23 protein-coding genes and 1 pseudogene are annotated in these 19,997 nt (G+C 40.9%); 3 read left to right on the top strand and 21 right to left on the bottom strand.

The window, feature by feature from the left end; genetic code table 11:
- Nucleotides 1–173: 173 nt before the first annotated feature.
- The 3 genes from MMB75_RS07450 to MMB75_RS07440 all read right to left on the bottom strand — a co-directional run bounded on the left by MMB75_RS07450 (nt 174) and on the right by MMB75_RS07440 (nt 3,442).
- Nucleotides 174–1,541, bottom strand: coding sequence for an ABC transporter substrate-binding protein (locus MMB75_RS07450; protein WP_123796901.1), 1,368 nt, complete (start codon nt 1,539–1,541; stop codon nt 174–176).
- A gap of 117 nt (nt 1,542–1,658) precedes the next feature.
- The gene (locus MMB75_RS07445; RefSeq protein WP_016821186.1) at nt 1,659–2,480 is read right to left on the bottom strand and encodes a carbohydrate ABC transporter permease; all 822 of its coding nucleotides are present in this window, start codon (nt 2,478–2,480) and stop codon (nt 1,659–1,661) included.
- Nucleotides 2,477–3,442 (bottom strand): carbohydrate ABC transporter permease, encoded by a 966-nt coding sequence (locus tag MMB75_RS07440; RefSeq protein ID WP_016821187.1) that lies wholly within the window; start codon nt 3,440–3,442, stop codon nt 2,477–2,479. The genes MMB75_RS07445 and MMB75_RS07440 overlap by 4 nt, the downstream gene beginning before the upstream one ends.
- A 193-nt stretch (nt 3,443–3,635) precedes the next feature.
- Here MMB75_RS07440 and MMB75_RS07435 point away from each other — a divergent pair, with 193 nt between their 5' ends.
- Nucleotides 3,636–3,956 carry a hypothetical protein gene (locus MMB75_RS07435; RefSeq protein ID WP_044785783.1) on the top strand — a complete coding sequence of 107 codons (321 nt, stop codon included), beginning with the start codon at nt 3,636–3,638 and terminating at the stop codon, nt 3,954–3,956.
- A gap of 117 nt (nt 3,957–4,073) precedes the next feature.
- On the opposite strand, the gene MMB75_RS07430 is transcribed toward MMB75_RS07435, so the two are convergent.
- Nucleotides 4,074–4,448, bottom strand: coding sequence for a hypothetical protein (locus MMB75_RS07430; RefSeq protein ID WP_277507376.1), 375 nt, complete (start codon nt 4,446–4,448; stop codon nt 4,074–4,076).
- 366 nt (nt 4,449–4,814) lie between these two features.
- Between MMB75_RS07430 and MMB75_RS07425 the strand changes: the two genes are divergently transcribed.
- Nucleotides 4,815–5,603, top strand: a complete 789-nt coding sequence (locus MMB75_RS07425; protein ID WP_025364290.1) for a polysaccharide deacetylase family protein — start codon at nt 4,815–4,817, stop codon at nt 5,601–5,603.
- Between the two features lie 201 nt (nt 5,604–5,804).
- Here the strand turns inward: MMB75_RS07425 and MMB75_RS07420 are convergent, their stop codons facing one another.
- From MMB75_RS07420 to MMB75_RS07365, 12 genes and pseudogenes are all read right to left on the bottom strand, one after another.
- Nucleotides 5,805–7,130 carry a prolyl oligopeptidase family serine peptidase gene (locus MMB75_RS07420; protein ID WP_045244061.1) on the bottom strand — a complete coding sequence of 442 codons (1,326 nt, stop codon included), beginning with the start codon at nt 7,128–7,130 and terminating at the stop codon, nt 5,805–5,807.
- 100 nt (nt 7,131–7,230) lie between these two features.
- A complete protein-coding gene (locus tag MMB75_RS07415) occupies nt 7,231–8,112 on the bottom strand; it encodes an AraC family transcriptional regulator (protein ID WP_025364288.1) in 882 nt (293 codons plus the stop codon).
- A gap of 268 nt (nt 8,113–8,380) precedes the next feature.
- Nucleotides 8,381–8,455: pseudogene (locus MMB75_RS07410) on the bottom strand (phage terminase small subunit-related protein); the annotation flags it as partial.
- A 64-nt stretch (nt 8,456–8,519) separates the two neighbouring features.
- Complete coding sequence (locus MMB75_RS07405; protein WP_263560063.1) at nt 8,520–9,143, bottom strand: LysE family translocator; 624 nt, start codon at nt 9,141–9,143, stop codon at nt 8,520–8,522.
- A gap of 57 nt (nt 9,144–9,200) precedes the next feature.
- A complete protein-coding gene (locus tag MMB75_RS07400; RefSeq protein ID WP_277507370.1) occupies nt 9,201–9,476 on the bottom strand; it encodes a phage terminase small subunit-related protein in 276 nt (91 codons plus the stop codon).
- Between the two features lie 92 nt (nt 9,477–9,568).
- The gene (locus tag MMB75_RS07395; protein ID WP_103042281.1) at nt 9,569–10,321 is read right to left on the bottom strand and encodes a collagen-like protein; all 753 of its coding nucleotides are present in this window, start codon (nt 10,319–10,321) and stop codon (nt 9,569–9,571) included.
- 248 nt (nt 10,322–10,569) lie between these two features.
- Nucleotides 10,570–11,193 carry a LysE family translocator gene (locus MMB75_RS07390; protein ID WP_103042280.1) on the bottom strand — a complete coding sequence of 208 codons (624 nt, stop codon included), beginning with the start codon at nt 11,191–11,193 and terminating at the stop codon, nt 10,570–10,572.
- An 833-nt stretch (nt 11,194–12,026) separates the two neighbouring features.
- Entirely contained in the window at nt 12,027–12,266 is a 240-nt protein-coding gene (locus MMB75_RS07385) for a DUF3850 domain-containing protein (protein ID WP_222821837.1), read from the bottom strand.
- A gap of 24 nt (nt 12,267–12,290) precedes the next feature.
- Nucleotides 12,291–12,812: an AAA family ATPase gene (locus MMB75_RS07380; RefSeq protein ID WP_222821838.1), complete on the bottom strand. Its 522-nt coding sequence runs from the start codon at nt 12,810–12,812 to the stop codon at nt 12,291–12,293.
- Nucleotides 12,809–13,198: an ASCH domain-containing protein gene (locus tag MMB75_RS07375; protein WP_222821839.1), complete on the bottom strand. Its 390-nt coding sequence runs from the start codon at nt 13,196–13,198 to the stop codon at nt 12,809–12,811. Before MMB75_RS07375 ends, MMB75_RS07380 begins: the two co-directional genes overlap by 4 nt.
- Nucleotides 13,176–14,225 (bottom strand): hypothetical protein, encoded by a 1,050-nt coding sequence (locus MMB75_RS07370; protein WP_222821840.1) that lies wholly within the window; start codon nt 14,223–14,225, stop codon nt 13,176–13,178. Before MMB75_RS07370 ends, MMB75_RS07375 begins: the two co-directional genes overlap by 23 nt.
- A 268-nt stretch (nt 14,226–14,493) precedes the next feature.
- Nucleotides 14,494–14,919: a NucA/NucB deoxyribonuclease domain-containing protein gene (locus MMB75_RS07365; RefSeq protein ID WP_222821841.1), complete on the bottom strand. Its 426-nt coding sequence runs from the start codon at nt 14,917–14,919 to the stop codon at nt 14,494–14,496.
- 196 nt (nt 14,920–15,115) lie between these two features.
- Here MMB75_RS07365 and MMB75_RS07360 point away from each other — a divergent pair, with 196 nt between their 5' ends.
- Nucleotides 15,116–15,994 carry a hypothetical protein gene (locus MMB75_RS07360; protein ID WP_261990984.1) on the top strand — a complete coding sequence of 293 codons (879 nt, stop codon included), beginning with the start codon at nt 15,116–15,118 and terminating at the stop codon, nt 15,992–15,994.
- A 22-nt stretch (nt 15,995–16,016) separates the two neighbouring features.
- Here MMB75_RS07360 and MMB75_RS07355 read toward each other — a convergent pair whose 3' ends face one another.
- The 5 genes from MMB75_RS07355 to MMB75_RS07335 form a co-directional block, all read right to left on the bottom strand.
- Nucleotides 16,017–16,250: a hypothetical protein gene (locus tag MMB75_RS07355; RefSeq protein ID WP_222821842.1), complete on the bottom strand. Its 234-nt coding sequence runs from the start codon at nt 16,248–16,250 to the stop codon at nt 16,017–16,019.
- A 188-nt stretch (nt 16,251–16,438) separates the two neighbouring features.
- A complete protein-coding gene (locus tag MMB75_RS07350) occupies nt 16,439–17,848 on the bottom strand; it encodes a tetratricopeptide repeat protein (protein ID WP_222821843.1) in 1,410 nt (469 codons plus the stop codon).
- A gap of 220 nt (nt 17,849–18,068) precedes the next feature.
- Nucleotides 18,069–18,557 carry a phage holin, LLH family gene (locus tag MMB75_RS07345; protein ID WP_222821844.1) on the bottom strand — a complete coding sequence of 163 codons (489 nt, stop codon included), beginning with the start codon at nt 18,555–18,557 and terminating at the stop codon, nt 18,069–18,071.
- Nucleotides 18,558–18,562: 5 nt separating this feature from the next.
- Complete coding sequence (locus MMB75_RS07340) at nt 18,563–19,432, bottom strand: glycoside hydrolase family 25 protein (protein ID WP_222821845.1); 870 nt, start codon at nt 19,430–19,432, stop codon at nt 18,563–18,565.
- Entirely contained in the window at nt 19,410–19,886 is a 477-nt protein-coding gene (locus MMB75_RS07335) for a phage holin family protein (RefSeq protein ID WP_277507363.1), read from the bottom strand. Before MMB75_RS07335 ends, MMB75_RS07340 begins: the two co-directional genes overlap by 23 nt.
- Between the last annotated feature and the right edge of the window lie 111 nt (nt 19,887–19,997).

Genomic DNA, 19,997 nt, shown 5'->3' with positions numbered 1-19,997 from the left:
AAATGTGCAAAAATGACCATTTTAGACACTTCGTCTAAACGATTATTCTAAAATGAAAATGCAAAAACGGATCGAATAAGTGAGGGGGTCACTCATTCGATCCGTTATTTCATAAAATCGGCTAATAAGGGGGCACATCTACGGATTATCAGTCGATTTTAAGGGAGGGCCGATTATTTCTTCACCGTTTGATTGTATTGCGCAATTTTGCCTGTAATTTCTTGTGCAGCTTGATCCAGAGCCTGTTTTGGCTGTTGCTGGCCACTCAGAACAGCCTCAATCGCACCTTCAACAATCTGACGCGCTTCTGGGAATACACCCATTACTGCGCCTTGTGTAGCAGTGGATTGTGCCGATGCATGCAATTGGTCAACCGCTGTCTGGAATTGCGGATATTTTACCATATTATCTTTGAGTACCTTCTCGTCATAAGCTGCTTTCGTGATCGGGAAGTACCCGGTGTTCACACTCCATTGTGCCTGCACTGCTGGGGAAGCGACGAATTTAATGAACTCCCATGCCGCCTTTTGCTGGGCTTCAGGTTTGTTGTTCATGATGTATAAGCTCGCGCCGCCTACAACTACGCCGCCTTCTTTTGCTTCATTGGCTCTTGGCAGAAACCCTGTGCCTACTTCGAATTTATCGCCAACCTGCTCCACAATATTACGCAGCGAAGCGGTAGAATCCAGCGTCATCGCAATTTGTCCTGCGGAAAAGGCTTTCGCTGTATCGTCCGAGTTACGTCCCAAATTGGATACGACCTTTTCATCGATCATTTTCTTCCACCATGTCAGCGTTTTTACACCGGCATCCGAATTCAGCAACGATTCCGTAGCTGCTTGCTCACGTCCATTGCCATTATTCACATAGTCCGCGTTCTGATTGGCAAACAGTTGCTCCATAAACCAGCCGTAAATGGCAATGGATGCACCAGATTTACCATCCTTACTTAAGGCTTTGGCAGCTTTTTCGAATTCATCATACGTTTTCGGAGGATTAGCTGGGTCAAGTCCTGCGGCTTTGAAAGCATCCTTGTTGTAATACAAAATCGGGTTTGACGTATTGAACGGCATGGCGTTCAATTTGCCATCAATCGTGTAGTATCGTGTAATATTCGGTTCAAGCTGCGACAAATTGAACTTATCCGCATCAATAAACTGTTGTACAGGCGTGATCATTTTGGAGTCGATCATGAATTTACTGCCGATTTCGTATACTTGAATGATGTCTGGTCCGCTATTAGAACCAAGCGACGCTTTCAGCTTGTTCAAGCTGTCATCATATTTACCTTGATATACTGGCTCTACCTGAATGTCCTTATGACTAGCGTTAAAGTCAGCAGCAATCTGCTTGATCGCTTTTTCACCGTTGCCGGACATTGAATGCCACCAAGTCAGCTTTACAGGTGAAGTTGCTGCTGCCCCTGTATCATTACCATTACTCGGCTTCTCCGCCGCTGTATTGTTGCTACAGCCTGCTGCAACCACCATAGCAGTCAGAATAAGCAGGGTCAAAGCACTTTTCAAACGAAAAAATCTCATAATCTCTCTTCTCTCCCTTTGATTAAATGATTCTTGAATGAAATGTTTGTACTCTTGTGTGTTAAAGCTTTGTATATAGGCTGCTTGCGCAGGTGTTGCTGTCTTTTGCTTCTATAATTAGCCTTTAAGCGCACCCGCTGCCATTCCACGCACCAGCTGTTTTAATCCAAAGATCAGCAGGAGCAGAGACGGTAAAATGACAAGTGCCGTACCCGCAAACACCAGATTCCATGAAGTCGATTCCTGAAACTCCAACATAGATATGCCGATCTGTACGGTACGCATATTCTCGCTATTTGTGACCAGTAAAGGCCAGAGATATGAATTGTACATGTTCAGGAACGAATACACAGCCAGTGTTCCGAGCGCAGGGCGCGATAACGGAAGCACATGAAACAGGAAATATCGGATATGTCCGCACCCATCCATACGAGCAGCCTCGAACAGTTCCTTGGGAAGCTGGAGAAAAAATTGTCTTAACAGGAACGTTCCGAACGCCGTCGCCAGAAATGGAACCGTCAACCCTTGATATGTATCAAGCCAGTTCCAGCTTCGTACCGTCAGATAGTTGGGAATAATAGTAACTTCCCAAGGGATCATCATCGTCGCGACAAACATGCTAAAAATGAAGTTTTTTCCCTTGAATTCCATTTTGGCAAAGGCATAGGCCGCCAAGCTGGCTGTAATCAGTTGTCCGATCATTGTCAGACCCGAAATGAGAAAGGTGTTGCCGATAAAGGCTGCAATCGGAACGATTTCAAACACTTCAGAAAAATTGGCCATATGAAAGGAATGCGGGAAAAAGCTTGGTGGGTAAGCGCTCGCTTCCTCCGGTGACATGACCGCCATAAAAAATGTATAAATAACTGGGTACAAAATCAGAGCGGCTGCAATCGTAAGCAGCACATACAATAATGTTGAATTCAGGTGTTGTTTCATTGGTAATGCACCTTTCTTTCCACCCACTTAAACTGAATCATCGTAAGCAGCAAAATGACAGCAAACAAGACAATGGCCTGCGCACTCCCTGTTCCGAACCGGAAATTAACGAAAGCTTCCTGATAAATGGAATATACAAATACATTCGTACTGTTCACCGGACCACCTTTGGTCAAGATATTAATTTGAGCGAAAGACTGGAAGGCACCAATGATGGAAACTACGGTCACAAAAAAGATCGTCGGTGATAGCAGCGGCATAGAGATACGCCAGAACGTGACCAACGGTCCGGCTCCGTCCATTTTGGCACTTTCGTACATGTCATCTGGAATCCCTTGAAGTCCGCTTGATAAGATAATGTAATTGAAGCCAAGATTCATCCAGATGGTCATTATGGCTACGGAGAACAACGCCCAATCTGGGCTGGTCAACCATGGAACTGGATTGATATGTAATAGGGAAAGCACATAGTTGAACATCCCCAGTGTAGGATGGAAAAGGAATTTCCAAATGACCGCAGATGAACCCACCGATAACACCATCGGTAGCGAGAAGGCAAACTGGAAGATACGCATTCCACGTAATTTACTGTGTGTAAGGGCAGCGAGTACCAGCGCCAGTAAAATACCCACAGGTACCGTCAATAGTGCAAAAAGCAGCGTGACCTTAATCCCCTGTAGAAACTGACCTGAGCTGAACAGCATAGCAAAGTTATCTAACCCCACATAATCTGCAACGTTTCCTGCGGGATCTGTAGAATGCAAGCTGAGATAAACGGACTTTATCATCGGATAAAACATAAATACAGCAAACAAAATAAGCGATGGAGCCAAAAAGGTATACGCCAGCGCGTTTTCGCGCAGTCTTTGAATTTTTAGCGAACCCGTGCGTATGCGAGCTTTAGACGATGTCCGTTGCTGGCTCCTCGTCCCCAGTCCCAAAGATTTGTTAAGTTCACCCAAAACGGAACGCCCCTTTCTTTTCAAACCAACCTCAGTAAGTGTATCGTTTTGATGTAAAGGGAACATCAAGTGAACTGGAGTAAAATGTTAATGTTTTGACTCTTTGTAAAACCTGTCTTACTTGGGTATTTGCACAAGGGCACAGGCTCCTGCATACGATATATCATTATATGAGTATGGAGGTCAGAGGCGAATGTCGTACAACACCGTCAGTCCGCAAACCTTATATCAAGCTAGACCGGAATTCCAACAAGAACTCAAAAAAGTCCACGATCATTTGCATTATCAATTGAGTCCCTACATGAACCACACGGTTAGGGTACAAACGATGGATCATCAGGTATATGAAGGAACGATTGCGCATATGGATGCGGATCATTTGTATTTGAGAGTGCCTCAGCAGTATCACTCATCCTCCTTAGGAGCCCCGATCCCTGATCGTTCCTATGCCTACAACAATGTCATTCTGCCGCTGGTGCTATTTAATTTGTTGGTTATAGTCCTGTTGAGCTAGCGCTCGATCCATGCAATCTGTCTAACTAAAAGACAAAAAAACCTCCAAATCCGTAAGGAGCCTACCCTTGGCACATTACGAAGTTGGAGGTTTTATTTATTTGTGTTTTTATAATCATTAGTTCTCACAGGAGATGCCTGCTTCCTGCTCTAGTACAGCTATAAAACGCTCTATACGTTCTTCATTCGGCAGGTGGCAGAACACCTCATTTACCCCCTGATTGATCAGCAGGATGCTCCCCTTAGTATCCGACAATTCCTTTTCCAGCTTAGCCAGCGAAATATGGTGATAATTAATGAATTTGATCCAAGGAATACCCATAGTGCAGGAATAAAAGATGATTCGTTGGGACGTTACTGCCAGCATTCCACAAAGCGGTATCTTCTCGGAGCTTTGCTGCAAATCATACATACACCTAATAAAGGATCGGATGTGTTCGCCGGCTTCTAACGTCAGATTAATGGCTCGTAGCTCTTTTTCATCTGTTTTCATCCCGTCTCATCTCCTGTTCGAAGTTCAGGAACGAGTCGCAGCTCCATGACCTCAAATCAGCTTTTGCGGCTTGCCCCGTCGACCTCTTCCATTTTTCGTCAGAATAAGAACTGGACAATGACTGATCTCCACTGCACATTAAAACCAAGGATGGATATGTACAACTTAACATGGGCACAGGATGTTATCAACAAGCAAGCGAGCACTGTTATTGAGCAAAAATCAGCAATCTGTACCTTATACACTAGATAGTATTTTGGTGATTTATTTAGGTGATTGGTAATGTGAATTTCAGAAATGAGGAATGGTATACGCTTCTTCTTGGCAAGCTAATGTGAGAATACGTCAGAACGGAGAAGAAGCCTGATGAAATATAACCGTTTGCTATGCGCTGGAATCGCTGTTTCTTTGCTGAGTATTAGTCCTTGTCCCATTCCATATACGAATGCACAAGACACATCATACGCCTCTCCCGCTCCTACAAAGGGAAGAGCCTATTACGAAGAACGGGGCGACATTGTATGGGAAGTTCCTACCCATCGTAAGCTTATCGCTCTCACATTCGATGATGGACCGGACGAAAGCAATACTCCTGCCATTCTTGATTTACTTCAGAAATATGATGCGAAAGCGACCTTTTTTGTCGTCGGCAGCCGCGTAGAAAAGCTGCCACACCTTGTAAAACGGGAACGAGAGGAAGGACATGAAGTTGGCAACCATACCTTCCTTCATTCATCCTTTCAATATATTTCCCGCAATAAAGCTCTGTCCGAATTGAATCAAGGTCAGGCCAGTATCGTTCAGGCAACTGGAGCAGGGACCCATCTATTTAGACCACCAGGCGGCTCCTATAACGATACACTGGTCAAGCTATCCAAAGAGAAGGGACTGAAAATTATTTTATGGTCCTGGCATCAGGACACCCTAGATTGGCGAAAGCCCGGTGTACACCGTATCGCTGATAAGGTGCTTCGCAATGCCCGTAACGGCGATATTGTCCTCATGCACGATTATGTACATCAAAGCACACAAACCGTTGAAGCTTTGAAGATTATTCTCCCTGAGCTCAAGAAAAGAGGTTATTCCTTCGTCACTGTATCTGAATTACTCTCTAATCGAGAAAAGCCGGATGGGCTGATTGAGGTAAATAAGTGAAAGAGCAAAATAACATGAACTAAACACAAATATTTCAAGAAGAATTAAAGTGGGCTCGCCGTTGACTATGCAAAAAATATGCAGGATCGACATGGGAATTAGATAATACAAGAGACCTCTCACAAGTTTATTTAACTTGTGAGAGGAGAAATCGCAACCTGAATAGTGAGTACCGCATCTTATTTTACATAGCTATACTTCTCAGTCCAATGTTTTGGAGGCCAGCCATTGCATCATTGTTGTTTTCTTTCCGTTAATCAGCTTTGATACTTCATTGTTATATACGTAAATCCAAGACCAGTGGCCATTATATTCATACGGTGTTTTGTCGCTCTTTTTGTACAAACCAGAAGTATCCACTACATTATCAAACAACGACATATGGACATCCTTTGCTCCCGCATTCACCAAACGGTTATAGGTCGGAATCATGTAATCGTTGGGTGGAACTACGGTGTCGGTTTTGGCGGCGACAAACCAGATCGGCAGGTCCTTCATGTCATTAATTTGTTCATCGGTGATAAGGCTATCCTTCAAGGCTTCACACGCCACCACAGCTGCTGCAAAATAGTCTTTATAATCACGGATCAGCAGCATAGTCATGTATCCGCCGTTGGAGTCTCCACCAATGTAGATTCGATCTGTATCAATGTCTTTGTTCTTGGCCACGTACTCCTTAATTAAGGACATCAATGCTTGCTCGTACTTCGAAGTTCCGTCTCCAAAGCCTGTAAAACCATCCATCCAGTAGGTTGGGGTCTGAGGTGCCAGCACATAAGCCCCGCCAAAATAAGATTGAATATCTTTAGAAGCAAAATTCGCTGCCTTATTCCCTGAAATCGGAATCGTCGGATCTGTACCTCCCTCTCCCATACCGTGCAGCCAGATCACCAAAGGGTTCTTCACTTTGTCTTTTGCTGGTGCATAGTCGGCGTAAGTTAAAGTAACCTCATCAAATGTAGCTTTGCCAGTTGTAAACTGATCAACAAGCTTCCGGATTTCACCTGAGGAAGTATCAATCTTCCATCCGGAAATTGTTCCTGATTGGGTTTTAATAGCCTTTTGCTGCGTGATCGTATATTTGTTATCATTCCATCCGTTAAACCCGGAAGCTGCATCATAATGAATAGCGGAACCCAATGTTAAGGACGGACCGATTTCCATTTCCAGAACAACGTAGCTTCCGGTTTTTTTTACAGGGTTGCCGCTTTTGTCCGATACATAGGCCTTGGTGACCTTCCTGTTACCTTTTTCAATAAAGGAATTTACCAACCTGTTGTCGCTTCTTTCCACATGTACCTTAAATGTATCGTTTGTTATCGCATCTTTGGGTACCGGCTTACCCAGGTTAACAATGATCTTCGTAATGGCTGCTCCCCAATCCTTCACCTCCGCAACCGTCCGGTATGAGGTGGGCTGTACCTTGGCATCCTTGGCCCATGCACCGGAGCTGAAAGCAAAGGTCGTACTGACAGCTAAAGTGAATAACATAGATGTTTTAGCAACCTTTTTAAACTGTTTAAACATGATGTCTTACCTCCTAGATCCATTAATAAAACGCTTACATTATTAATTTTAACGATTTTTTTATTTGCATCCTGCCTTTTATTAGCCTAATTCAGGTCAATTACTGACTCCTTGCTTCAGAAAGCCTCTTGTGCTTTTTACGATATTGATGAGGCGTCACGTGATAAACCTTTTTAAATACCCTGGCAAAAGACTTCTCGTTCGGAAACCCGTGTTCCAGCGCAATTTGTATAATAGAATGGTCTGTATTCATAAGAACACGGAAAGATTTCTCCAGACGGATGGCGTTGATATATTGAAAGAGCGTCAACCCTACATGCTTTACAAAAAAACGGGACAAATATTCGGGAGACAATCCAAAAACCTGAGCGATGGAATCCAGGGATAGGCTCTGATCGTAATTTTCTTTGATATAATCAGTTATCAATGTCAGCCTCTCCAAATATTTATTCGTGTTAAAGCCAGGGAGCGATTCGTTGTCAATTTTAAAATGCATTAATAAAAGGTACACCAATCTATAAGATAGGGACGTTAAGTGAATATGTACTAAAGGGTCATTGTGCTGGTTGAGGTAAGCCACAAATAATGTGTTTAACAGATCACGCAGCTCCTCAAAATGCTGTAATCTCTGCTCGTTGGTTTCGAAAATGGATATACAATCAAATAAAATGGGATTACTATCCTTTATATTTTCTCGAATAAATCCTGAAGGAATCAGAACGGTTATAGCCTGTCTACCTTGGCCCTTAGCCACAGAAAAGGAATGAATAGCATTCGAATTAATGAGCACAATATCTCCTTCTCTGGAGCTATAATTCATGCCATCTATATAGATATTGTCGATTTTTCCTGAGAGTACATAGGATATTTCGATGCTGTCGTGCCAATGCCTAGGTATGTATGCTGGTTCATTGGAGGAATGAGCTATAATTTTTAATGGAAAATGATTGTCTGCCTGAACTAGCTCATATTTGTATTCCAAGTTTGTCGCTCCTCTCAGATGTGAACATCATAATAGAAGAAACGGCTTCAATAGGTTGCCAAAACCGCCATATTTAATCTTCCTGTCTCTATAAACAAAAAAACCTAAGATAACCAAATACATAAGATTCTTGGATCTTAGCATTTGGTTCCTTAGGTTTTGCCTGCGTAACAGTAACAATCCCAGTGCTATTCATTTTCAATTAACTAAGCTAAGTATATAGAGGGTTGAAATTTATGTCAACGCTTTCACTTAAGGCGTCTAACCCTCAACTAGCGGCGATGTCCTTTAGCTTCATATGCCCGTAGCTCTCCAGCCACATCTGTTTTGCCTTATGCCGCTCGGTATCTCTTTCTGGTCGTCTCCCCTAACAAAAAAGAACGAGCTTCCATAGCCCGTTCCTTTATTTATGATCCTGTTTTTTGAACTTTGAAGATCATATTTAAACCAAAACCAATCAGCACGAGTCCCGTGACCTTATCGATCATATTTTGAACTTTGGGTGACATTAACCATCTTCTTATGTAACTTAACAATAATACGATTGTAGTAAACCATATAATCGAAAGTAGAGCATAAAGAGAGCCCATCAGTAAAAACTGCAAACTGGGATTATAGCCCGGTAGAACAAATTGCGGTAAGAACGTGAGAAAAAAAATAGCAACCTTCGGATTGAATGCATTGGAAACCAATCCTTGTGTAAACGCTGATTTTCTAGAATTCTCTTGCTTCTCTTGAACCAAATTACTCTTTCCTTTTTTTATAAAGGAAGACAGCCCCATATATATCAAGTAAACTGCCCCTGCATATTTGACTACCTCAAATGCTACAGCCGACTTCATTAATATGATAGAAAGCCCCAATGCGGCTGCCAATGTATGAACGAGAGCTCCGCTAGTTAAACCTAGTGCAATTTTGAAACCATCCTTCTTGCCATCAGTGAGAGTTCTTTTCGTTATTAATGCAAAATCAATCCCTGGTGACATGACAATAAAGATGAGCAGTATCGTAAATGCCAATATATCATTCATAAAGTGCCTCCAGATGAAATTTCAGATACACAATACTAACGCGTTATCAGCTATATTTCAATACCTAACATTCATCCTTTTGAAGCTAATGCGCCACTCGTACGATTTTAAGAATCTTCTGAAAATAAGATTTTTTTGTGAATAATGTTTTTTTGATAACAGAAAATAATCAAAGTATCCTACCAGCGGTTCATGAACTTCCATTTGCGAACCAGACTTTTCAGGAACAGAAAGAGCAGCGGCGATGTCCTTCAGTCGCATCGCCCCGCTGCTCTCCAGCCACATCTGTCTGGCTTTGTCCCGTTCAGGGATTCTCTCTCTAGGCATTTCCATATCTCAGGTCTCTGAATAATTAGACAAACTGACCGGATAAAAGACATAAACCTTAAACCTTTTACTGAATAAGCTACTACTAAGCAACAATATTAAGGCGTCAACTTTAATATTGTCATAGTTGTATTAATATTATTGTGCAACTGAGCAGGAGTTGCATTGGCATTTACCAGTTGTATTGTAGTTGGAACTGTTGTAACGGTTATAATAACTTCAGCTGCGGTAGGTCCCCCACCATTGCCTGAAAAAGGTAAGGGTGTTATAGGAGTTCCGTTAACAGTGAGATTGAAGTCCGCATCACCTTGGTTGTGGATAGAAAATGAGATGAAGTAGCTCCCCGTCTCGTTAATCGTTATCGTTGGAGATGGAGGAGTAAAAGTAAATGCACCACCAACATTCGCTAAAACCCCAGTAAAGGTAATGGGTGAGTTACCCGGAACTGTGTCAGTCCCCGTACCAGGATCTGCTCTGAAAACACTTAAGAAGTCTGATATCCCGACGCCTGCAGGCCCTGCTGGCCCCGTTGCTCCTGCTGGTCCTGCTGGCCCTATTGCTCCTGCCGGTCCTGCTGGTCCTACTGCTCCTGCCGGTCCCGTTGCTCCTACTGGCCCTGCAGGGCCAGGAATTCCTTGGAAACCTTGTAGCCCTTGCTGACCTTGAGCACCTGGAACTCCCTGTGGACCTGGCAGTCCCTGGGGTCCCTGCGGTCCTTGAGGTCCTTGAGGTCCTTGAGGCCCTTGAATTCCTTTAACAATGACCTTCGGCAAAACTTTGAATTTTTTAACTGAACATCTTCTAAATTTTCTCCGATGCATTTTCTTTTGCCAACAATAATGTCTAAACATAATTAATGGTCACCTCCAAAGTCTAGTCAAATTAGCTTATTGTGCAATTAACCAAAAAGATTGGGCTGTTGACTTCATCTAGGAAAAGATAGGCATAGGCCTGTCCGTATGCTCCAACTCGTTGGTCATGATCTTAAACCTCTGTGACCGCCCACCTGTTCTCGGCGTGTGTTGTATGCTTTTCCAACAAAAAAGGACTAGCTCAACAGCTAGTCCTTAATGATTGGGTTGAAAAGTACTACCTTCTATTATTTTTGGGTAAATGCGATTTTTAAGCCGATTAGTGTAAATAACGAGCCTTGAATATAATTGATTTTTTTAGAAAAGGATGGATTTCTCCGTAGAAAGGAGCCTGCTTTTCCAGCAAAAATACTTATCAAAATAAAAAGCACTAAAGTTTGCATTAAAAATACCACTCCAAGAACTAGCATTTGAACAGAAACATTACCGCTTTCCTGGTTTACGAACTGAGGAAGAAAAGCCAAGAAAAAGAGTGATATTTTTGGATTCAACACATTCATGATGACACCTTTTTTATACAATGATTTGTAATTCAAGGTATCACCACTCTTGAGTTCAAAACTCATATCTTTTGCTCTAAATGACTTATACGCCAAAAATAATAGATAAGCTGCTCCAGCGTATTTGATTACTGCAAATGCCAAGGAAGATTGATAAATTATTGCTGCGAGGCCGAAGGTTGCTGCAAAAATATGAACCAACAATCCCGTGCAAAGGCCTAAAGTAGTAAATATCCCTGCATTCCTACCTTTTGCTATGCTCTGTGTCAGAGTGAACACGTTGTCGGGACCCGGCATAATGGTGAGAACAATTGCTGCTCCCAGAAAAGCTAATATAGTTTGAAGCTCCACACAACTTCCCCCTTTGGATAATTTGCATATATACTACACCACAATATGTATAGAAGCTATTAGAGCAAATGATTGATGTAAACTGCCGAATTACAGAAACTCCGCTGCAAGCTACATGAGCACTCATGGTGTAGCAATGGTATAGAAAAGGGCTCCCTCTCGGGAGCCCTTTAAATAGCGGGATTACAGGGTTTTGAGGCCCTTATTACATCATGCCGCCCATCTTTGATTGATTCTCGCCGATAAACATGTCTGAACTTAACTCTTATTTTATAACATGTTTTTTTCCCTTCTCAGAAAATTTCATTCGCCTATATTCATCCATATTCGCCGAGATTGTGATTTTTTTTGTGATTTTTTTGTGATTCAAATAACGAAATATTCACCACATATCGGTCTCATCAACAATTTCCTTCTATTGTATATTGAGGCATGCGAAGTAGCAATGATATTTCTGAGAATTTATTATTCTCTAAAGTCCCCATTCTCGTCTCCTGCGAGCATGACGATCTTTTGATTATGATCCCAGCCCTCCAGATGATGATATCCTCAATTAGTTCTTATCTTACCACAAGATACAGCTATCCTTTTGGATAACCGCCAGTCTTGCTTTATGTCCATTCCCCCTGTCTGTTTTGATCCTCAATCCCTATTTCGACTTGAATTAAAAAAGTTTTTGGTTTGTCAGTTGGCTAACCTTCTTTTTATTCTGTTTTGCAAGTCTCCTCTCAATTTTGTAATCACAATATAAAAATCCTCAAACTATAAAGAGCCTACAAAAAAAACCGTCTATAAAAGACGGTTTTACTTAAAGGATGAAACAACGGCTTAACTTAGTGCAGTATTTTAAAGCTAAATACAACATAATCTTTTTTTTGTTCATAATCTGTAATGTACGTTATCTGACCTTTAACTTTTCTCCCAGTATATTCTTCTTTTAATGAATCCCATTCGTTTAGCAATATTAAATCTCCAACATTGAATTTCCGATCATTATATCTAATTTCAAATGTTTTTATTTCTTTATATACTGGATCAAAGAACTCCTTATTGATTTTTAAATGATGCTCCATAGTATAATTAATTCCTTTCAAAAATCAATAATCAAAAAAATTAACAAGTTCTGAGATCGGAACACTTTCATCATATTTAAAGAGAGGAATTTGATAGTTTTGAGAGAACGCGATTGCAGCTTTAATTTCACTCATTTGAAATTCGGTTAGTAATTCTAAAGGGTAGTGTACACCATCTCTATTGAATAACCTTTCTTTTATTATTGAAGGTTTTTGGGTAATTAAAACAATTCTTTTTAAGTTTGTTCCAAGAAATGTCTCCTCCGGTAAAGTTATAATGGATTGTTTACTGTCCAACAAGCAAAAATGTCCGTCTAACACTAAGTATCGCTTCTCGCTAATTATTTCATTTAATTCTTTTTTCCACAGTGATTGATTAGTATAGGCTTGGTTAGTATTTTTATTTGTACTATCTATTCTAGTTCCTGCTCTTCTAATTAAATCACTAATTGAAAATGCATCAAAGTCTAAATACTCCGTTAGTACTTTTGAGAGATAAGTTTTTCCTACCCCATGAATACCTGCCAACAAAATGTATTCTTTCATAGCTGAGGATTCCGTATATAACAAAAAGATTGGGGTGCTACTTTTATTCCGGCATCAAGATCTCGCAACTCCAAAGGTGTTTCGTAAGTTCTAAATTCTTTAATTTGTATAGCATAGCCCTTTTCCTTGTTTCTAAAATAACTGTTAAAAAAACTTTTCTTTATTCCAGAATAGTTCTTTGTTCTTTGCCAAATCTTATAAGGACTATCTTCCAATATCCCTTCTATTTCAAATTCACCAACTACTTTTCCAAATGGTTTAGTAGCATAGACAACGACAGTAGAAATGTCATCTCTCTTGAATATACTTTTTCTATACTCAAACTTCTTCTTCCCTGAAATTATATCTTCAACAAACTCAGGTTTAATCGATAATAAAACTTTCATCAGTTTCACCTAATTCCATAATTTTATTAAATTGGTTATCAGTTAATTGCATAAACCCAGCATATGCGTCTCTTTCTAATCCTACTTCTTCAATTAATTTTTTTCTAATTATTCTTTTGTTTAGCGAGAAATTATACAACATTTTTATAATATGAGGGTATTGCTTTGTTCTCCAGAAACTAACTAATTCTTTTCTATCGAACACTACACCTTTGCCACAATACTTAATAAAATCTTCAATTGTGCTAAAGCTCTCAATTCTCCTAGTCTCAGCAACAGTACAAATAGATGTAGCAACGGAACTGTACTCTGCTGATTTTCCATAATCCGCCACTCTGTAAATTACAATGTTGTCTTTTGGCTTAAGGTTTTCTATCCCTCTCATTTTAGTAAGATATATTTTATCCACAGTGTTGGTAAAAGATAAATCTTCAACTTTATGTTCCCTTTCAGTATTTAGTTTAGAATAGGGAAACAATTTGGTATGGTATTGAGGACGAATGGACAATAAATATTTATTGTTGCCCTGTCTTTGTATTCTAGGGAAGTCCTTATATATATCATTTCTTACTTCCAATACTTTATTATAGACTAACTCTCCGTTCTCCTTCTTTCCCCAAAGAAGAAAACCAAATTTCTCAAAAAGCTTAATTAATCCTGTCTGCTTATCAAACAAAGTAACATAGGTTTCCTGGAATGATTCTTCAATCATCTTTTTAAGAATAATTCCTAAAAACCTTTCTCCTAAAACTGTCCCGTGGGCATCAATTTTAAATGTACCTATTTTCAAACGTCTTTTTTGTTTCATCGGGGGGTTTATGGTGTTATCTTCCTCATCTTCATCTTTTAAATACAAAAAGCCTAACAATATGTCTTGATCTTTAAGAACATAAACAGTTTCATCACCTAGTGACTTCTTCTCAAACCAAATACTAAAACCATCATAATCTTCCTTTAGAGAGTCAAAAAAAGCATTAGATACATCTAATTCGGAAAATTTAACCAATTGAATCACATCATTACTCATTCTAAATCTCCTCCATATTATCATTACCTTCTAATAAAAACAAACATAGGTTCGCCTTCGAATACTATTCGGCATGTAGTAATACTTACTTTTAGCTTCATAGTAGTTTTGTCTCGAAATATTCATTCAAAAAAGGCTAATTACCTAAGTAAATAGTACCAGAAGACGTGTTAACAATTTGTCGAAATTTGGAGTTTAACAAAATAACAAAATGAAAGAAGGCCTTACCAAATTTAATTTTTGGTAAAGCCTTATCTATGTTGTTATCTTATTTCACTATAAATCTTACCATTGTTCCATCAGCATACTTATCTAACTGATGACTTACCCATGATCCTGCTCCCCTGTTATCACTAGGGGTTATGTATCTGATATCAGCACCTGCTCCACCTTCAGCGCACATTCCCATTGGCCATTCGTCACGATCATACCCTTTTTTAGTCGGATACCCCTTCAAGGACTCCCTTCGATTTTCTTCGGCTCCGTCCCGATCAATCGTACATACAGCAGAATGTCCCGCTGCTATCGCATCCCTAATGTGTGCTCCGGTTTCAGGGTAACGTGAACTCGGGAACTCCAACGTATACCCAACTGCTTGTTGGCTGATTACCGCCGGTTCAGCATAAACGCCTTGTACCGAGAAAATAGCAGCTAGTAAAAATACAATTAATCCTTTTGCGATTCCTCTTAACATATGACACCTCCAAAGTATTTAAATCTTCTCTATACTAATTGGAGAGTCATGTCGAAGTATCGCCTATGTTGTCACATAATAAAAATTAAAATCTGCCATTAAACTTTATTTTGAATATATAGACATAAATGTTTAGACATCCCTTTTTATTATTTGTATGCTTACTAAGCAAATAAAACAAAAAGGGGATTTATTCATGAAAAGAAAGCTCAATCTAATTTTGTGCTTTGCCTTACTTATTACCATTTTTATTCCATTATCATCTGTGAGTGCCTACACTGGAGGATATGCTAATGGGAAAAATGCAGCTATTACAGCAGCAGCAATGTATATATACGGAGCAACAAGTCCTGAAAACACAGCTCTTGTTACAGATAATAATGAAGAAACAAGTTACTCAATGCCTGCTGGTAAAATGATTGTAATTGACCTAGGAGAAATCAAAAATATCGATTCTTTTAAACTTAAAAGCGATGCCAAAGTATCTAGAATAGTTTTCTATGGACGTGATACTGGTTATCTAGGTTCTTATGGTATAAATGAAAGTAATGATAGTGCTTTTACTGGGCAACTCAATAAAATTCCGTTACAACAAAATGTTAGATTCGTCTCTTTTATGGGGTTATCAAAAGAAACAATTAACATCAGGGAAATTGACTTTTTCAACAGTAAAGACATAGTACCAGCACCCGAGCCTTCTCCGACACCAGATCCTAAACCGACACCTGAACCAACACCAACACCAACGCCGACACCAAATCCAACACCAAGTCCTGAGCCTAATCCTTCTGAACCTACGGAGCCAACTGAACCATCCGAACCATCACAACCTACTGGTGACCGTGCTATTCTGACTGTAACAATGGACAATGGCTTTGATAAAGAATTCGATCTAAGTAAAAAAGAACTCAGTGCATTCATAGCTTGGTATGACGCTAAAGATGCTGGCAGAGGCCCTTCATTCTTTGCCATCGATAAGCACAATAACAACAAAGGACCATTCAGTAACCGTAAGGACTATGTGATTTTCAATAAAATCCTTACATTTGAAGTAAGTGAGTATTCATCTAAATAAACAACAAAGGACTCCATACTGGTTACATACCAGCGGAGTCCTTTTTCACATCTACTCTAAATTCAAATTGATTCCGTATGTAATAAGCTCCTGCAATTTTTACCGAATCAGGCGAAAACTTTTCTATAGTGCCACCATAGTCTACAACCGACACCATATCCTCTCTCAACGACTGAACAACGTACACCCTTGCTTGATTTAATGCAGCTGCAAATAGCTCTATATCCGACTTTAACACTTTATATGTATGGTTCATGCTGATCACCTCAGGATAGGTATTTGATGGATTGTGTAGAAACCCCTTCAATGTATAAACCCGCCGACCAGTTAAGGTTAGCGGGTATTTGCTTTACTTACGTTTAAGCACCGCCAACTTGGTCAAACAATTGTACGATTTGGCTATGGTTATTCGACTGAACAGGTATAGTACCAATAAACAAAAAGCTAGCCGCAATGATTAGCAGTACCATTTTCTTTAACATTATCTAACCACACCTTTTCAATGAATTTTGAGAATTTTTGCATTGTTTCAGGAACCGCATGAGTACGGAAATGCTCAAACAGCCCTATACAGTTTATATAATAACTCTCATTATTTAGTGTATGATAACTTACCATTGAATACATCAAGTATTTGAAGCCATCGTCGTATGTACCTCGATGTAAATAATAATACGCTAACTCATAACTCAAACGTGCATACTGTTCTGGTATAACTTGTTTCGTATACATATCAGATGACGACTGCTGCACAAAAGAATCAATAATCATTTCAAACCGTTTAAGTATATCATTCACGTCTAACTGGTACCGATTAGCAGCAAGTATTAAGTTCAACAGTTTAGTAACCATTTCACTATCGACCTTTGAGGCAGCAATGTATTCTACATAGTCCGAAAGTACACCTATATCCCCAGACAGGAGTGTATTAACATAAATATTGCATTCTGCCCAGTTTTGGAACAAGCCAATCCAGTGTTGGGTGGTCTCGTCCGTCTCTTTGACCCAACCTAAATCAGCGTAGGCATATGTATATTGTAGAGCTTGTTGATAATCGCCTTGGGCTTCACATACACTTGCACACAACAAGTCAGCATAGGAAATATATACAAACAACGGGCGACTTAGCTTATTGACAGACTCATCCCGCTCTCGACTCCGTTGTTCATGTTTCATTGAATATTGGATTTCTGCCTTGGCTCTCATTTTCCTCGCCATTTCGTCAACCTTGTCCCATTTACGCAAAGACCTGTATACATTAGCCAAATCCTTCAACGCATCAAGCTGGTCACTTTCATCTAGCCGTTCGACAAAAGCTTCAAACACCGCTGCCGCCCTAATGTTACGACTTTGATCGTCTCCAATTTGAATCGTGAATATGCGATATTGACAGACTGCCAAACGTTCAGAATGTTGATATTTCTCCGCTTCAGCTACCCCCTCATAGAGCAGTAATGCAGCCGCGTGTCTTCCCTGCGACAACAATTCCTCTGCAATTTCAAATAGCTTAGGCGAATAAAGTAGATTGTCCATGATGGCTCCCACCACTCGACGGATCGAATCCAGCTTGTCCAACTCCGCACAGCGAAACAAAAACGGCTCGATTCGCCTCATATTGGGTGGGTGATCGATGATGTAGTTTTCTATAAATAGGTCATAAAAGTGACCTTCTGGTAAGCCCATAGCCTCAGTGATTAAGTCAAGCTGGTTCACAGACATGGACTTATTCCCCGCCACAATAGCACTTACGATTCCCCTATTCATGCCCGCTATATGTCCAAACTGCGTTAGACTCATGCCCTCTTGTTGTATGTATCTGTCTAATTCTGCTCGAATCGTAGGTGTATGCTTCATGTCATAGCCACCCTTCGCATAGAAATTCCAGTATTTTATAATCATTTACTATTTTTGTCCAGAAATTAACCAATTGTCAATATCTTTTTGCGAATCATGTGGAAAAGCTACGTTTGTCATAAGGGTACTCCTGTAAACAAAAAAAGCACCCCACCGGCTTTAAGCCAGTAGGGTGCTTCGTATTTCCAAGCGTTTGTGATTATTCGGCAGTAACAGGCGGTTATGTAGCCGGAACAGCAGTTGATTCTTTAGTAGAAACTGTAGGTACTTTATTATCTCCAACAGCTTGGTTTACCAATTCGCTAACTTTAGCTGCAAAAGCCGAAACAGCCGCTTTAGCCACATCTTCAGGTGGCTGTAATTCAGAATCAACGCGCTTGGTTTTACCAGGGTTAAACCGCTCCCAGGCCAATTGCACAGCCGATTCAATTTCATCTGAACCTGCTTTTATTCCCGCCGCTCCCAACTTATCTGAAAGGTATTTAGTTGCCCCGTGAAATTTAGCAGCTCCTTGGCCTGCAAATTTGGTTTCGGCATAAGCGTAGGCATCATGTGCCAGTTGTTCGATGCGTTTGCGCTGCTCTGCTGTAAAACGAGCCTCGTACAATGGCTTTAGCTTTCGGTATACCGCCGTGCCAAGAGTCAGCGCTCCGATTGTAACCAAGCCGATAGCAGATAGTGCAATGGTTGTGACGTATTGTTCTATCATAATAATTACTTATCCCCCTTGAAGATGTTTTTACGTAGACGATTAAGAGCGACAGCAACTTCTTCTCGGGTAATTAATGCACCTGGCCGGGTTCCATCAAAATACCCGTTTTGGGTCATTTCTGTCCACGCATCGGCTGCCCATGGGCTAACTTTGTTAATGTCTCTTTGTTGTTCTGACACTGTATTTCCCTCCTTTTTCATTGCCTTGATCCAATTGCGTAACTCGTCCGCTGTGCCGTTGTACTCGTTAAGATCTACTGGTCCGCCAATGCCATTAACTCGCATTTTTCCGTTTGGTAGCGTTCCGCCTGCGGAACCATCGGAATACTGCCAGAAGTCCCAACGTTTCCAACCGGACGCATCCGGTGGTACTTGTGTGGCACTGTACCTTGCAATCCATAATGGGTAACCGGACAGCCCCGAAAAATTCCCGATAAAAGATGGATACGTATAAACAATTGGGCGTACTCCAGTGAGCCGCTCCACTTCCTCCAAAAAGGCCCTGGCTACGGCTGTAATCGCCGTTTTGCTTAGGTTGGACTTATTGGACTCGTAGTCCATCACGGGCGGCAGGTCGAACGTGGACACGCCTCCAGCGTCCTTTATTGCCTTTGCAAAGTTTCCCGCCTCTCGTCGGGCCAGCTCTGGCGTAGTGGCAGAGTCGTCAATGTAGTGATACGCCCCTATCAGCAGACCAGCCGCTTTTGCGTTCTTCGCAAACTGCAAAAATGTTTTAGAACGGAATGAGCGTCCCTGTGTAGCTTTAATGAAAACAAAACTGATCCCGTCTGCAGCAACCTCTTTAAAATCAATGTTGCCTTGATGATGAGATACGTCAATACCTTGTGCATTACGGCTGTTTCGTCGTTGCATCTGTTTCATCTCCCTTGTCTTTCAACTGCTGCAAGAAACTTTTAAGCTTGAACGGTAATGGAATTCCCAATGCCCCAAGGTTCTCGGCCAAGGAAAGTCCTTCACGGCCAGCGTAAAAATAAATCGCTGCGATTCTAAAAATAGGCGCATCTGGTTGTAGCCAATCATCAATTTGTGCAGATAAGCCCACCACCATTAAAACAGTAGCCTTACGGATTCCTCCCCAAAACATCACATTACTGTCCGCTTTCTTATTTTTAAAAGCTGCGATAACTCCGAAAATATAATCTGCTACCATCATATAAAACAGCACCTTCAGCGGCTTGTCCCACCCACCCAAAAATGTAACAATCAGACCAGTCAGCGCCGTCACTCCCCCTACCGCCGCCTCCTTTTCCGATGTCCCAACGATTGCGGTCCATACGGTGCTGCCAAACATTTTTATTTGGCTCACTACCTTTTCCCCCTTAAAAAATAAAGCCCCCGATCACTCCGAGGGCATAAAAATAGCGCATCCGACTGGATACGCTGGCTAAACATTCTGTGGTGTTGCTAATATTGTCTT

Origin of the sequence: Paenibacillus sp. P2(2022) (genome assembly GCF_029522175.1) — a bacterium.
Classification (GTDB): Bacteria; Bacillota; Bacilli; order Paenibacillales; family Paenibacillaceae; genus Paenibacillus; species Paenibacillus polymyxa.
Note: the sequence above shows the minus strand (reverse complement) of the source record. Positions and strands in the feature narration are given on the sequence as shown.

Coding starts and splice junctions, on each gene's coding strand:
- MMB75_RS07450 (WP_123796901.1), bottom strand. CDS start 1,541: ATGAGATTTTTTCGTTTGAAAAGTGCTTTGACCCTGCTTATTCTGACT.
- MMB75_RS07445 (WP_016821186.1), bottom strand. CDS start 2,480: ATGAAACAACACCTGAATTCAACATTATTGTATGTGCTGCTTACGATT.
- MMB75_RS07435 (WP_044785783.1), top strand. CDS start 3,636: ATGTCGTACAACACCGTCAGTCCGCAAACCTTATATCAAGCTAGACCG.
- MMB75_RS07430 (WP_277507376.1), bottom strand. CDS start 4,448: ATGAAAACAGATGAAAAAGAGCTACGAGCCATTAATCTGACGTTAGAA.
- MMB75_RS07425 (WP_025364290.1), top strand. CDS start 4,815: ATGAAATATAACCGTTTGCTATGCGCTGGAATCGCTGTTTCTTTGCTG.
- MMB75_RS07420 (WP_045244061.1), bottom strand. CDS start 7,130: ATGTTTAAACAGTTTAAAAAGGTTGCTAAAACATCTATGTTATTCACT.
- MMB75_RS07405 (WP_263560063.1), bottom strand. CDS start 9,143: ATGAATGATATATTGGCATTTACGATACTGCTCATCTTTATTGTCATG.
- MMB75_RS07400 (WP_277507370.1), bottom strand. CDS start 9,476: ATGGAAATGCCTAGAGAGAGAATCCCTGAACGGGACAAAGCCAGACAG.
- MMB75_RS07395 (WP_103042281.1), bottom strand. CDS start 10,321: ATGTTTAGACATTATTGTTGGCAAAAGAAAATGCATCGGAGAAAATTT.
- MMB75_RS07385 (WP_222821837.1), bottom strand. CDS start 12,266: ATGGAGCATCATTTAAAAATCAATAAGGAGTTCTTTGATCCAGTATAT.
- MMB75_RS07380 (WP_222821838.1), bottom strand. CDS start 12,812: ATGAAAGAATACATTTTGTTGGCAGGTATTCATGGGGTAGGAAAAACT.
- MMB75_RS07375 (WP_222821839.1), bottom strand. CDS start 13,198: ATGAAAGTTTTATTATCGATTAAACCTGAGTTTGTTGAAGATATAATT.
- MMB75_RS07370 (WP_222821840.1), bottom strand. CDS start 14,225: ATGAGTAATGATGTGATTCAATTGGTTAAATTTTCCGAATTAGATGTA.
- MMB75_RS07365 (WP_222821841.1), bottom strand. CDS start 14,919: ATGTTAAGAGGAATCGCAAAAGGATTAATTGTATTTTTACTAGCTGCT.
- MMB75_RS07360 (WP_261990984.1), top strand. CDS start 15,116: ATGAAAAGAAAGCTCAATCTAATTTTGTGCTTTGCCTTACTTATTACC.
- MMB75_RS07355 (WP_222821842.1), bottom strand. CDS start 16,250: ATGAACCATACATATAAAGTGTTAAAGTCGGATATAGAGCTATTTGCA.
- MMB75_RS07350 (WP_222821843.1), bottom strand. CDS start 17,848: ATGAAGCATACACCTACGATTCGAGCAGAATTAGACAGATACATACAA.
- MMB75_RS07345 (WP_222821844.1), bottom strand. CDS start 18,557: ATGATAGAACAATACGTCACAACCATTGCACTATCTGCTATCGGCTTG.
- MMB75_RS07340 (WP_222821845.1), bottom strand. CDS start 19,432: ATGCAACGACGAAACAGCCGTAATGCACAAGGTATTGACGTATCTCAT.